This window comes from Bradyrhizobium sp. 41S5, from assembly GCF_011516665.3.
Lineage (GTDB): Bacteria > Pseudomonadota > Alphaproteobacteria > Rhizobiales > Xanthobacteraceae > Bradyrhizobium > Bradyrhizobium quebecense.
Genome location: NZ_CP083721.1, coordinates 1,673,454 through 1,685,704 on the forward strand (window position 1 = coordinate 1,673,454; position 12,251 = coordinate 1,685,704).

A 12,251-nucleotide genomic window follows, 5' to 3' on the forward strand; every position below is an offset into this window, starting at 1 on the left:
CGATGCGGCGGTTGTTCGGGTTGATCGGTCTGGTGCTGCTGCTGGCGAGCGGCAGCACAGCGCGCGCCGAGGAGCGCATCAAGGTCGTCGCGAGCTTCTCGATCCTCGCCGACATGGTGCGCAATGTCGGCGGCAACAGCGTCGACGTGGTGGCGCTGGTCGGGCCCGACGGCGACGCGCATGTCTATGCGCCGACGCCGGCGGACGCCAAGAAGGTCGCCGACGCCAAGCTGCTGGTCATCAACGGCCTCGGCTTCGAGGGCTGGCTGCCGCGGCTGCTGCAGGCCTCCGGCAGCAAGGCGCCGGTCGCGGTGGCAGCCAATGGGATCATGCCGCGCAAGATGGGCGGCCATGACGATCCGCATGCCTGGCAATCGGTGGCCAACGCGAAGATCTACGTCGTCAATATTCGCGACGGGCTGATCGCCGCGGCCCCCGACCATGCCGGCGTCTTCAAGGCCAATGCCGACGCCTATCTGGCCAGGCTGGAAGCGCTCGACCGCGAGGTGCACGAGGCGGTGGCGAAGATACCGGATGCGCGGCGCAAGGTGATCTCGACCCACGACGCCTTCGGCTATTTCGCCGACGCCTACGGAATTACGTTTTTCTCGCCGCTCAGCGTCTCCACCGATTCCGAGCCCAGCGCACGCGATATCGCCGCCATCATCGCCCAGATCAAGGTTGCGAAAATTCCGGCAGTTTTTCTCGAAAACATCAGCGATCCGCGCCTGATCGAGCGGATCGCGGCCGAGACCGGCGCCAGGGTCGGCGGGACCCTGTATTCGGACAGTTTGACGGCCGAAAAGGGCCAAGCACCCACTTACATTGATATGGTCAGGCACAATATAAAGGCCCTGACCAGCGCGCTCGCCGACTAGGGGCAGGGGCCTCCCTGCCGGGATTGAGCGCGGCCCCAATTCGGAGTTGTTATGGCTGAAGCTTCGCAAAAAATTCCAGTGACCGTGCTGACGGGCTATCTCGGCGCCGGCAAGACCACGCTGTTGAACCGCATCCTGTCGGAGAACCACGGCAAGAAGTACGCCGTCATCGTCAACGAATTCGGCGAGATCGGCATCGACAACGACCTCATCATCGGCGCCGATGAGGAAGTGTTCGAGATGAACAATGGCTGCGTCTGCTGCACGGTGCGCGGCGACCTCGTCCGTATCATGGACGGGTTGATGAAGCGCAAGGGCAAGTTCGACGCCATCATCGTCGAGACCACCGGCCTTGCCGATCCGGCACCGGTCGCGCAGACCTTCTTCGTCGACGAGGACGTGCAGAAGAACGCCCGGCTCGACGCCGTCGTCACCGTCGCCGACGCCAAGTGGCTGAGCGACCGCCTCAAGGATGCGCCGGAAGCCAAGAACCAGATCGCGTTCGCCGACGTCATCGTGCTGAACAAGACCGACCTGGTCTCGAAGGCTGAGCTCGCCGAGGTCGAAGCCCGCATTCGCGGCATCAATCCGTACGCAAAACTGCACCGCACCGAGCGTTGCCAGGTCGGACTGTCAGATGTGCTCGAGCGCGGCGCGTTCGATCTCGACCGCATCCTGGAGATCGAGCCGGATTTCCTCGAGGCCGGCGACGGTCACGACCACGATCATCACGACCACGGTCATGACCATGATCACCATCACCACGATCACGGCCATGGCGGGCTGAAGCACTATCACGACGAGGACATGCAGTCGCTGTCGCTCCGCTCGGAGAAGCCGCTCGACCCGACCAAGTTCATGCCTTGGCTGCAGAACCTCGTCGCCACCGAGGGCCAGAAGATCCTGCGCTCGAAGGGCATCCTCGCCTTCACCGGCGATGACGACCGCTACGTCTTTCAGGGCGTCCACATGATGCTGGAGGGCGACCATCAGCGGAAATGGAAGGACGGCGAGAAGCGCGAGAGCCGCGTCGTGTTCATCGGTCGCGAATTGCCGGAACAGGCGATCCGCGACGGCTTCGAGCAGTGCATCACCACGTGATGAAAGAGTTCGACCCGGGCGAGGCCCCATCTTCCATCGTGTCGATCACCGACCGCGTCAAGCCGCTTCCGCTCGGCGCGGCAGTCGGTTCGGTTCATTTCCTCGGCGACCGCGCGTTCTTCGTCGGCGCCGAGGAGAGTGTCGCGATCGCGACCGCCGACGGCGAGATCACGCGGACGGAGACGCATTTCGGCGCCATCCTGTGCGCGGCCTCCGACGGCAAGCGGCTCGTCACCGGCGGTGACGACGGCAAGCTGATCGCGATCGACGCCAAGGGCGAGACCTCGACGATTGCGACCGACGCCAAGCGGCGCTGGATCGACAATGTCGCCCTGCACAGCGACGGCACCGTAGCGTGGTCGGCGGGCAAGACCGCGTTCGTGCGCAATCCCAAGGGCGAAGAGAAAACCTTCGAGGTACCGTCGACCGTCGGCGGGCTGGCGTTCGCGCCGAAGGGCCTGCGGCTTGCGATCGCGCATTACAACGGCGTGACCTTGTGGTTTCCCAACATGGCCGCCAACCCGGAATTCCTGGAATGGGCCGGCTCGCATCTCGCGGTCTCGTTCAGCCCGGACAACAAGTTTCTTGTCACGGCGATGCACGAGGCCGCGATGCATGGCTGGCGGCTCGCCGACAACCGGCACATGCGGATGAGCGGCTATCCCGGCCGCGTGCGCTCGATGTCATGGAGCGCCGGCGGCAAGGGGCTCGCGACCTCGGGCGCCGATGCCGTGATCGTCTGGCCGTTCACCAGCAAGGACGGCCCGATGGGCAAGGAGCCGGCGATGCTGGCGCCGATGCCGGCGCGGGTCGCGGTGGTCGCCTGCCATCCGAAGAACGACATCATGGCGGTCGGCTATGCCGACGGCACTGTGCTGATGGTCCGGCTCGAGGACGGCGCCGAGATCCTGGTGCGCCGGAATACCGGCGCGGCGGTGTCCGCGCTGGGGTGGAATGCCAGGGGCACGCTGCTCGCCTTCGGTACGGAAGATGGTGACGCGGGCATCCTGGAAATGTAAGAGATCGCTGCATCGTTCTCGGGCGAGGAAGAATCGGCAGCGTCATGCGATTTCTCACCACATTCCAGCTCGCCGACTTCATCGACACGCTGGTCAGCCTGACGTCAGCTTTTGTGCTCGGCACCCTGATCGGGGCCGAGCGGCAGTACCGGCAGCGCACCGCGGGGCTGCGCACCAATGTGCTGGTCGCGGTAGGCGCGGCCGCCTTCGTCGACCTCGCGATGCATCTGGCAGGTGCCGACGGCGCGGTGCGGGTGATCGCCTATGTGGTGTCGGGGATCGGCTTCCTCGGCGCCGGCGTCATCATGAAGCAGGGCATGGACGTGCGCGGCCTCAACACCGCGGCGACGCTGTGGGCCTCGGCCGCGGTCGGCTCCTGCGCCGGCGCCGATCTGGTGGCGCAGGCGGCGGTGTTGACCGTGTTCGTGATCGCCGGCAACACGTTGCTGCGCCCGCTGGTCAACGCCATCAACCGCATCCCGCTGAACGAGAAGGCCTCGGAGGCGACCTACTACTTCAAGCTCGTGGTGACCCCCGAGGCGCTGCCCGACATGCGCGACCGCCTGGTGGAGAAGCTCGAGGCCGCGAACTATCCGGTCGCCGATGTCAACGTGGTCGAAGCCGGCGACGACTTCCTCGAGATCGTGGCGGAGCTGGTCTCGACCGCGGTCGACCCCAACGAGCTGAATGCCGTGGTGGTCGACCTGCAGCATCAGCCCGGCGTGCGGCACGTGACCTGGGAAATCAGCACCACGGATTGAGCGTTGTTCCCGTGGCCTGAAGCCGCGGAACCATGGCGGAGCAGGATCGTTGACCTCGCGAACACGACGCGGGTGAACGAGATGGCTGCGGATCGGACCAAGCTACGAACGGACGTGCTGATCGCCTCCGCCATGGTGTTGGCGGGTGTCGGGATATCGGTCCTCTCGCTGCGCGAGATCAACGCCGCCCCGCCGCAGCAGACCGCACAAGCCACCCAGCCGCTGCAGCCTGCGCCGGAATCGCAGAAGACCGCGCCGCCGGCCGAGTCGAAGCCCGGCGGCCAGCGGCCGACGACGCCGGCGCCGGAGCCGGCGCGCCCGGACGAGGAGGCGCAGAAGGCTGGCGCCAAGCCGGTGCTGCCGCCCGCCCCGGCCGAGAAGACCGCGCCGCCGATCGACAAGAAATAGGCGCGTTCGGCCGACGCATTGTGACGCGCATTTGACTGATGCTGCCGATTATACGGTCTCGCCTCCGCCGCCCGCGCCCGCCATAATCTGTCGTCTTGCCAACGACAGATGGGGCCTTTCATGAAGATCGAGGACATCCGGCGCACCGCCTATTCGATGCCGCTCACCAACCCGTCGTTTCCGCCGGGGCCGTACCGGTTCTTCGACCGCGAATATTTCATCATCACCTACAAGACCGACCCCGAAGCGCTGGCGGCCGTGGTGCCGGAGCCGCTCGAGGTCGCCGAGCCCGTCGTGAAGTATGAATTCATCCGCATGCCCGACTCGACCGGCTTCGGCGACTACACCGAGACCGGGCAGGTGATCCCGGTCCGCTTCAAGGGCGAGCTCGGGGCCTATACCCACGCGATGTATCTCGACGACGAGGCCCCGATCGCCGGCGGCCGCGAGCTGTGGGGATTTCCGAAGAAACTGGCGCGGCCCAAGATCGCGGTCGAGAGCGACGTGCTGGTCGGCTCGTTGCATTACGGCTCGGTGCTCTGCGCCTCCGCCACGATGGGCTACAAGTACCACAAGGTCGATCACGACACGGTCTTGAACGCGATGAAAGCGCCGAACTTTATTCTGAAGATCATCCCGCATGTCGACGGCAGCCCGCGGATCTGCGAGCTGGTGCGCTTTCATCTCGACGACATCGTGCTGAAGGAGGCCTGGACCGGCCCCGCCGCGCTCGGCCTGTTTCCGCACGCGCTGTGCGACGTCGCCCGGCTGCCGGTGCGCGAGGTGGTCTCGGCGTTGCACTACAAGGCGGACCTGACACTCGGCCTCGGCTCGGTCGCGTTCGACTACATGGCGAGGTGAGCGGCGCCAGACAGCAAAATGCCCGGCGTGAGGCGGGGCATTTTGGTTCTCAACGTACGCTGTGTGGTCAGCGCACCAGGATGTTCTTGAACTGCCAGGGATCGCTCGTGTCGATATCCTCCGGGAACAGTCCCGGACGATCCGTCAGCGGTGTCCAGTCGGTGTAGAAACCCTTCACCGGGCCGAGATACGGCAGCTGGATTTCCAGCAGACGATCGAAGTCCATCTCGTCGGCTTCGACGATACCCTCGTTCGGATTCTCCAGCGCCCACACCATGCCGCCCAGCACGGCGGAGGTCACCTGCAGGCCGGTCGCGTTCTGATAGGGCGCGAGCCTGCGGGTCTCCTCAATGGAGAGCTGTGAGCCGTACCAATAGGCATTGTTGTCATGGCCGAACAGCAGCACGCCGAGTTCGTCGATGCCGTCGACGATTTCGTTCTCATCGAGGATGTGGTGCTTCTCCTGCATCTTCGCTGCGCGGCCGAACATCTCATGCAGCGACAGCACGGCATCGTCGGCCGGATGATAGGCATAGTGGCAGGTCGGCCGATAGATCGCCTTCCCCGACGCGTCACGCACCGTGAAGTAATCGGAGATCGAGATCGACTCGTTGTGGGTGACGAGGAAGCCATATTGCGCGCCGCGGGTCGGGCACCAGGTCCGCACCCGCGTGTTGGCGCCGGGCTGCATCAGATAGATGGCCGCGCCGCAGCCGGCTTCGTGGGTGCGCGCATTCTCGGGCATCCATTTTTCATGGGTGCCCCAACCGAGTTCCGACGGCTGCACGCCTTCCGACAGGAAACCTTCCACCGACCAGGTGTTGACGAACACATCAGGCTCCTTCGGCGACTTGGCGCGCTGGGTGTCGCGTTCGGCAATGTGGATGCCCTTGATGCCGGCCTGCCGCATCAAGTCCGCCCATTCGGCCTTGGTCTTCGGCCTCGGCGCATTGAGCTTCAGATCTGCGGCGACATTGAGCAGCGCCTGCTTGACGAAAAACGAGACCATGCCGGGATTGGCGCCGCAGCAGGAGACGGCCGTCGTAGAGCCGGCGGGACGCGCCTTCTTGGCGGCCAGTGTCACTTCGCGCAGGGCGTAGTTGGAGCGCGCTTCCGGGCCCTTCGACGAATCGAAGTAGAAGCCGAGCCAGGGCTCGTTGACGGTGTCGATATAAAGCGCGCCAAGCTCGTTGCAGAGCTCCATGATGTCGGTCGAGCCGGTATCGACCGAGAGATTGACGCAAAAGCCCTGGCCGCCGCCTTCAGTGAGCAGAGGGGTCAGCAAGTCGCGATAATTTTCCTTGGTCACGGCCTGCTGGATGAATTTGACATTCTGCTTCTCGCAATGTGCCTTGCGGCCCTCATCCTTGGGATCGATCACGGTGATACGTGACTTGTCGTAATCGAGATGCCGCTCGATCATCGGCAACGTGCCTTTGCCGATCGAGCCGAAGCCGATCATGACAATGGGGCCGGTGATTTTCGCGTAGATCTGCGAGGAGGGGCTCATCATTTTCTCCAGGAGAGTGCCTAGCGGCGGGTAGAGTGGATCAGGGGTTGCGTCGCTTTGCTGTGACTTCGATCTCGACCTTCATCTCGGGCTTGTAGAGCCCCGCGACGATCAGCATCGTTGCGGCCGGGCGGATGTCGCCGAGAACCTCGCCGCAGACCGCGAAATGGGCATCCACGTCACTGATGTCAGTGAGGTAGTAGGTTGCGCGGACGATGTCGGCCATCGCGAAGCCGCCCTCCTTGAGGGCGGCCTCGATGGTCTTGAAGCAGTTCCGTGACTGGCTCGTGACATCATCAGGCATGGTCATGGTGGTGTAGTCGTAGCCGGTGGTTCCGGCGACGAAGGCGAAGTCACCGTCGATCACGGCGCGGCTGTAGCCCGCGGTCTTCTCGAACGGCGAGCCGGTGGAAATCAGGCGGCGGGGCATGCTGGACCTCGACGGAAAAAGCTTCTGTGCGGGGGTTTACGGGCATTTTTAGCGCCCGCGCAACCCCTTGGATTCTAGCCTGAGAGCCGGCGCTAGTGGGACTGCTGCGTGGTGTCCGGCGGCGACGGCGGCGTGCCGGTCCAGCGCCGGATCAGGATGTCCCGGACGATCATGACCGAGATCAGGACCAGCATGACCGTGGTGACAAGGCCGCGCCAACGCGGGCGCGCGCCATCGATTGCGGGAACGTTCTCTGCCATGGCGCCCGCCTTACGCCGCGTGCGGCACGGCGAGCGGTGCCTTCCGGTTGCGGGTTGCCTTGCTCTCGGGCAGCGGTGCGCCGGTCGGCGTGATCATACCCCAGGCGCCGTCCAGCGCGCCCTCGACCAACTCGAGGCCGAGCAGCCGCTCGCGCTCGAATGCGCCGGGCAGCGACAATTCGCCGGTCCTGGCGGCGGTGAAGCCGTAGCGTGCGTAATAGGGCGCATCGCCAAGCAGGATCACCGCGCCGTGGCCACGGGCCTTCGCCACGGCCAGCGCGCGCTGCATCAGCGCGGCGCCGACGCCGAGGCCGCGGCAGTCGTCGTCGACTGCCAGCGGCCCCAGCATCAGCGCGCTGCGGCCCCCCGTGCTGACGTGCCACAGCCGCACGGTTCCAACCAGCCGGCCGTCCTGGCGCACGGCCGCAAGGCTCAGGCCTTGGGCGGGCGCGCGTCCGTCGCGCAGGCGCTGGCAAGTGCGGGCATGGCGGTTTTCGCCAAAGCATGCATCCAGCAGCGCTTCGCGCGCGACGACGTCCGAGGCCGCGCTCCGCGCGGATCGCGAACGGGGCGGCTTTTCGGATGAGGGCAACGGGGGTGTTCCGTTTCGCAGTCATGGCACGTCAGTCCCCGCTTGCAACGGCATGTCGCACGCCGCGCAAGCGTCGTTCGGAGAAATCAAAAATGATCAGGAAGGAGCCGGCGGGGCCGGCTCCCGGTTTATCAAGCCTCGAAAAGGAGGCGGCTTAGATGTGGTAGGTCTTCAGCGGCGGAATGCCGTTGAACGCCACCGACGAGTAGGTCGACGTATAGGCGCCGGTGCCTTCGATCAGCAGCTTGTCGCCGATCTCGAGCGTCACCGGGAGCGGATACGGCAGCTTCTCGTACAGCACGTCGGCGCTATCGCAGGTCGGGCCCGCGAGCACGCACGGCGTCATGTCCGCGCCGTCATGCGGCGTGCGGATGGCGTAGCGGATCGACTCGTCCATCGTCTCGGCGAGACCGCCGAACTTGCCGATGTCGAGATAGACCCAGCGCACCTCGTCCTCGTCGCTCTTCTTCGAGATCAGAACGACTTCGGTCTCGATGATGCCCGCATTGCCGACCATGCCGCGGCCCGGCTCGATGATCGTCTCCGGGATCTGGTTGCCGAAATGCTTGCGCAGCGCACGGAAGATCGACCGGCCATACTGCAGGACCGGCGGCACGTCCTTGAGATACTTGGTCGGGAAACCACCGCCCATGTTGACCATGGTGAGGTTGATCCCGCGCTCGGCGCAGTCACGGAACACGGTCGAGGCCATCGCGAGCGCGCGGTCCCACGCCTTCACCTTGCGCTGCTGCGAGCCGACATGGAACGAGATGCCGCACGGCTCCAGACCAAGGCGCTTGGCGAGGTCGAGTACGTCGACCGCCATTTCCGGATCGCAGCCGAACTTGCGCGACAGCGGCCACTCGGCCCCGGCGCAATCATAGAGGATGCGGCAGAACACCTTCGCGCCGGGTGCGGCGCGGGAGACCTTCTCGACCTCGGCGGCGCAGTCGACCGCGAACAGGCGAATGCCGAGCGCGAAGGCACGCGCGATGTCGCGCTCCTTCTTGATCGTGTTGCCATAGGAGATGCGGTCCGGCGCCGCACCGGCGGCCAGCGCCATCTCGATTTCAGCAACGGTCGCAGTGTCGAAGCAGGAGCCGAGCGAGGCGAGCAGCGCCAGCACTTCGGGCGCCGGGTTGGCCTTCACCGCGTAGAACACGCGGCTGTCCGGCAGCACCTTCGCGAAGGTCTGGTAATTGTCGCGCACGACCTCGAGGTCGACGACGAGGCACGGCTCGGTGTCGAGACCATCCTGGCGGCGGTTGCGCAGGAATTCCTGGATACGTTCAGTCATGGCACTCTCCATGCGGCCCCAGCGACGGGATCCGCATCAACATGACGTCGGGTCAGAGCGCTCCAGCCACATCGCGCGATGGAGGCGCAACGAAGCCAAAAGACTCAAACCAGACTGTGCTGCCGTGGATTGGTTGGGAGAGTTCCCCGCCCGCTCACCTGGCAATGAAGGACAAGCCTTTTCAGTAGCCCGCGCCGGCGTTGGACTGCCGGTAGAGACCAAAAAAGCCCGATCCGTCGTTGCTTTAAGTCGCGTCCCCCGTGGAGAGCGGGGTGCGCCGGTTCGCCTCCGGCTGCCAGTCACGGTTGCAAAGAGTGGCGAGACCTTCAACGGCATCCCTGGAGAGAGATGCTGGCCGCCTCGTGTCCTGACGGACGTAAGCGACCCTCGGTTCTTCCACCCCTTGGCGGCTGTCCGGCCTCTTGTCCGGATACCTACCGACTGACACACGACCACAGGCACGTGCGAAATTGGGCAAAGCAGGAAATAAGTCTTTTGAATCCGCTTCGCAAGAATTTTTTTGCGATAGCGACAAATTTCCCTAACGCGTGCTTGCGATGGCGCGCGCAGCAGGCGTTGAAGATGAACGGCTGTTAAGAATAACTAACGAAGCGTGTGCGTTTAAGCCCTGTGCCGCAGCGCTTTCTTGAATCGCTTCAGCTCACGCGCGACGCGTGAACGGCTCGATGCGCTGCGCGGCGCGGATGAAGGCGATCATGATCAGGACGCCGATGCCGAACATCACGGCCTGCAGGATGTGCGCGCCGAGATCACCGAGCCCGAGCGCGATCGCGAGCGCCCAGCCGCCGGCGAAGGCCGCGCCGAACACTTCCGCGCCGATCAGGATCGCCGCCGAAATCACGGTGATGACGCTCGGCCAGAGGATCCGGCTGGTGCCTGCGGTGGAGGGCTGCATGGTCATGGAATAGGTCCTGTTCAGGGGGCGCAATCTCTCCGAAAAGTGCCCATCTATCAAGCGCAAAAGGCCCAAAAATGCCGTATCGCGTGATATAGATTGGGCCGCATTTTCAAGGCGGAAAACGGATATTCGATGTCAGAAACCAGCGCAGACGCTCACGCCAGCCCCCTCCTCAAGGCATGGCAGACGCCGCTCGAGACGCCGCCCTTCGCCGAGATCAAGCCGGAGCATTTCCTCCCCGCCTTCGAGCAGGCCTTTGCCGACCATTCGGCCGAAGTGGCTGCGATTACCCATGATCCGGCGCTACCCGACTTCGACAACACCATCACGGCGCTGGAGCGCTCCGGCAAGCTGCTGTCGAAGGTCTCGGCGGTGTTCTACGACCTGGTCTCGGCCCATTCGAGCCCTGCGATCCTGGAGATCGACAAGGAGGTCTCGCCCCGGATGGCGCGGCACTGGAATCCGATCATGATGAACGCTGTGCTGTTTGGCCGCATCGCCATGCTGTACGAGAAGCGCGCCTCGCTCGGCCTGACCGGCGAGCAGATGCGGCTCCTGGAGCGCACCTATATCCGCTTCCGCCGCTCCGGCGCCGGGCTCGACGACGCGGCCAAGGCCCGCATGGCCGCGATCAACGAGCGCCTCGCCCAGCTCGGCACCTCGTTCAGCCACCATCTGCTCGGCGACGAGCAGGAGTGGTCCATGGAGCTCGGCGAGGGCGACCGCGCCGGCCTCTCCGACACATTTGTGGCGGCCGCCAAGGCTGCGGCGGAAGAGCGCGGCAAGCCCGGCAAGGCGATCGTGACGCTGTCGCGCTCCTCGGTCGAGCCGTTCCTGCAGAGCTCGTCCCGGCGCGACCTGCGCGAGAAGGTCTACAAGGCCTTCACGGCCCGCGGCGACAACGGCAACGCCAACGACAACAACGCGACCATCGTGGAGATTCTCTCGCTCCGCGAGGAGACGGCGAAGATTCTGGGCTTCCCGACCTACGCCGCCTACCGCCTCGAGGATTCCATGGCCAAGACGCCGGAGGCGGTGCGCGGCCTCCTGGAGCGGGTCTGGAAGCCGGCGCGGGCGCGGGCACTCGCCGACCGCGACGCGCTGCAGGCGCTGATCGCCGAAGAGGGGGGCAATTTCACCCTGGCGGCCTGGGACTGGCGCTATTATGCCGAGAAGCTGCGCCAGCGCCGCGCCAATTTCGACGATTCCGCGATCAAGCCCTATCTGGTGCTCGACCATATGATCGAGGCCGCCTTCGACTGCGCCACCCGCCTGTTCGGCGTCACCTTCGCCGAGCGCAAGGACGTGCCGGTCTGGCACCCGGACGTGCGGGTGTGGGAGGTCAAGGGCCGCGACGGCCAGCACAAGGCGCTGTTCTATGGCGACTACTTCGCGCGGCCCTCCAAGCGCTCCGGCGCCTGGATGACCTCGCTGCGCGACCAGCAGAAGCTCGACGGCGACGTCGCGCCGCTGGTCATCAACGTCTGCAACTTCGCCAAGGGCGCCGACGGCGCGCCGTCGCTGCTGTCGCCCGACGACGCGCGGACCCTGTTCCACGAGTTCGGCCATGGCCTGCACGGCATGCTCTCGGACGTGACCTATCCGTCGCTGTCGGGGACATCTGTTTTCACCGACTTCGTCGAGCTGCCCTCGCAGCTCTACGAGCACTGGCAGGAGCGACCCGAGGTGCTGCAGCGCTTCGCCCGCCACTACCAGACCGGGGAGGCGCTGCCGGACGACCTGCTCAAGCGCTTCCTCGCCGCGCGCAAGTTCAACCAGGGCTTTGCCACCGTGGAGTTCGTCTCCTCGGCGCTGGTCGACCTCGAATTCCACACCCAGCCGGCGGCGGCGAGCCGCGACGTCCGCGCCTTCGAGCAGAAGGAGCTGGAGAAGATCGGCATGCCCGCGGAAATCTCGCTGCGGCACCGGCCGACCCAGTTCGGCCACATCTTCTCCGGCGACCACTATGCGTCCGGCTATTACAGCTACATGTGGTCGGAGGTGATGGACGCCGACGCCTTCGGCGCCTTCGAGGAGGCCGGCGATATCTTCGATCCGGCGACCGCCAAGCGGCTGCACGACGACATCTACTCGTCGGGCGGCTCGCGCGATCCGGAGGAGGCCTATGTCGCCTTCCGCGGCCGCGAGCCCGAGCCGGACGCGCTCCTGCGCCGTCGCGGCCTCCTCGAGACGCCTGAGGCGGCCTGAAGGTGCC

At 65.3% G+C, this 12,251-nt stretch carries 12 protein-coding genes and 1 pseudogene; 7 read left to right on the forward strand and 6 right to left on the reverse strand.

Going from position 1 to position 12,251, the window contains the following annotated elements; all coding sequences use genetic code 11:
• Positions 1-2: 2 nt before the first annotated feature.
• The 6 genes from HAP47_RS07860 (at position 3) to HAP47_RS07885 (ending at position 5,028) form a co-directional block, all read left to right on the forward strand.
• The gene (locus tag HAP47_RS07860) at positions 3-878 is read left to right on the forward strand and encodes a metal ABC transporter substrate-binding protein (RefSeq protein WP_173638737.1); all 876 of its coding nucleotides are present in this window, start codon (positions 3-5) and stop codon (positions 876-878) included.
• Positions 879-929: 51 nt separating this feature from the next.
• Positions 930-1,979 (forward strand): CobW family GTP-binding protein, encoded by a 1,050-nt coding sequence (locus HAP47_RS07865; protein WP_173638736.1) that lies wholly within the window; start codon positions 930-932, stop codon positions 1,977-1,979.
• Positions 1,979-2,998, forward strand: a complete 1,020-nt coding sequence (locus HAP47_RS07870; RefSeq protein WP_173638735.1) for a WD40 repeat domain-containing protein — start codon at positions 1,979-1,981, stop codon at positions 2,996-2,998. The genes HAP47_RS07865 and HAP47_RS07870 overlap by 1 nt, the downstream gene beginning before the upstream one ends.
• A gap of 44 nt (positions 2,999-3,042) precedes the next feature.
• Positions 3,043-3,759, forward strand: coding sequence for an MgtC/SapB family protein (locus HAP47_RS07875; RefSeq protein ID WP_173638734.1), 717 nt, complete (start codon positions 3,043-3,045; stop codon positions 3,757-3,759).
• A gap of 81 nt (positions 3,760-3,840) precedes the next feature.
• Positions 3,841-4,167 (forward strand): hypothetical protein, encoded by a 327-nt coding sequence (locus tag HAP47_RS07880; RefSeq protein ID WP_173638733.1) that lies wholly within the window; start codon positions 3,841-3,843, stop codon positions 4,165-4,167.
• 120 nt (positions 4,168-4,287) lie between these two features.
• Positions 4,288-5,028 carry an acetoacetate decarboxylase gene (locus HAP47_RS07885; protein WP_173638732.1) on the forward strand — a complete coding sequence of 247 codons (741 nt, stop codon included), beginning with the start codon at positions 4,288-4,290 and terminating at the stop codon, positions 5,026-5,028.
• Positions 5,029-5,095: 67 nt separating this feature from the next.
• Here HAP47_RS07885 and HAP47_RS07890 read toward each other — a convergent pair whose 3' ends face one another.
• The 6 genes and pseudogenes from HAP47_RS07890 to HAP47_RS07915 form a co-directional block, all read right to left on the reverse strand.
• Complete coding sequence (locus HAP47_RS07890; protein ID WP_173638731.1) at positions 5,096-6,538, reverse strand: homospermidine synthase; 1,443 nt, start codon at positions 6,536-6,538, stop codon at positions 5,096-5,098.
• 40 nt (positions 6,539-6,578) lie between these two features.
• The gene (locus tag HAP47_RS07895; RefSeq protein ID WP_173638730.1) at positions 6,579-6,968 is read right to left on the reverse strand and encodes a RidA family protein; all 390 of its coding nucleotides are present in this window, start codon (positions 6,966-6,968) and stop codon (positions 6,579-6,581) included.
• A 92-nt stretch (positions 6,969-7,060) separates the two neighbouring features.
• Positions 7,061-7,228, reverse strand: a complete 168-nt coding sequence (locus HAP47_RS07900; RefSeq protein ID WP_173638729.1) for a hypothetical protein — start codon at positions 7,226-7,228, stop codon at positions 7,061-7,063.
• A 10-nt stretch (positions 7,229-7,238) separates the two neighbouring features.
• A pseudogene (locus tag HAP47_RS07905) lies at positions 7,239-7,845 on the reverse strand (GNAT family N-acetyltransferase).
• Positions 7,846-7,974: 129 nt separating this feature from the next.
• Positions 7,975-9,117, reverse strand: coding sequence for a type III PLP-dependent enzyme (locus HAP47_RS07910; RefSeq protein WP_173638728.1), 1,143 nt, complete (start codon positions 9,115-9,117; stop codon positions 7,975-7,977).
• Between the two features lie 661 nt (positions 9,118-9,778).
• On the reverse strand, positions 9,779-10,039 hold the full coding sequence (locus HAP47_RS07915) for a hypothetical protein (protein WP_371821746.1): 261 nt from the start codon (positions 10,037-10,039) through the stop codon (positions 9,779-9,781).
• 129 nt (positions 10,040-10,168) lie between these two features.
• Between HAP47_RS07915 and HAP47_RS07920 the strand changes: the two genes are divergently transcribed.
• Positions 10,169-12,244 carry a M3 family metallopeptidase gene (locus HAP47_RS07920; RefSeq protein ID WP_173638727.1) on the forward strand — a complete coding sequence of 692 codons (2,076 nt, stop codon included), beginning with the start codon at positions 10,169-10,171 and terminating at the stop codon, positions 12,242-12,244.
• Positions 12,245-12,251 lie beyond the last annotated feature (7 nt).

Excerpts from the sequence above, each read along its gene's own strand:
- HAP47_RS07860 (WP_173638737.1), top strand. The coding sequence starts at position 3 with ATGCGGCGGTTGTTCGGGTTGATCGGTCTGGTGCTGCTGCTGGCGAGC.
- HAP47_RS07865 (WP_173638736.1), top strand. The coding sequence starts at position 930 with ATGGCTGAAGCTTCGCAAAAAATTCCAGTGACCGTGCTGACGGGCTAT.
- HAP47_RS07870 (WP_173638735.1), top strand. The coding sequence starts at position 1,979 with ATGAAAGAGTTCGACCCGGGCGAGGCCCCATCTTCCATCGTGTCGATC.
- HAP47_RS07875 (WP_173638734.1), top strand. The coding sequence starts at position 3,043 with ATGCGATTTCTCACCACATTCCAGCTCGCCGACTTCATCGACACGCTG.
- HAP47_RS07880 (WP_173638733.1), top strand. The coding sequence starts at position 3,841 with ATGGCTGCGGATCGGACCAAGCTACGAACGGACGTGCTGATCGCCTCC.
- HAP47_RS07885 (WP_173638732.1), top strand. The coding sequence starts at position 4,288 with ATGAAGATCGAGGACATCCGGCGCACCGCCTATTCGATGCCGCTCACC.
- HAP47_RS07890 (WP_173638731.1), bottom strand. The coding sequence starts at position 6,538 with ATGAGCCCCTCCTCGCAGATCTACGCGAAAATCACCGGCCCCATTGTC.
- HAP47_RS07895 (WP_173638730.1), bottom strand. The coding sequence starts at position 6,968 with ATGCCCCGCCGCCTGATTTCCACCGGCTCGCCGTTCGAGAAGACCGCG.
- HAP47_RS07900 (WP_173638729.1), bottom strand. The coding sequence starts at position 7,228 with ATGGCAGAGAACGTTCCCGCAATCGATGGCGCGCGCCCGCGTTGGCGC.
- HAP47_RS07910 (WP_173638728.1), bottom strand. The coding sequence starts at position 9,117 with ATGACTGAACGTATCCAGGAATTCCTGCGCAACCGCCGCCAGGATGGT.
- HAP47_RS07915 (WP_371821746.1), bottom strand. The coding sequence starts at position 10,039 with ATGACCATGCAGCCCTCCACCGCAGGCACCAGCCGGATCCTCTGGCCG.
- HAP47_RS07920 (WP_173638727.1), top strand. The coding sequence starts at position 10,169 with ATGTCAGAAACCAGCGCAGACGCTCACGCCAGCCCCCTCCTCAAGGCA.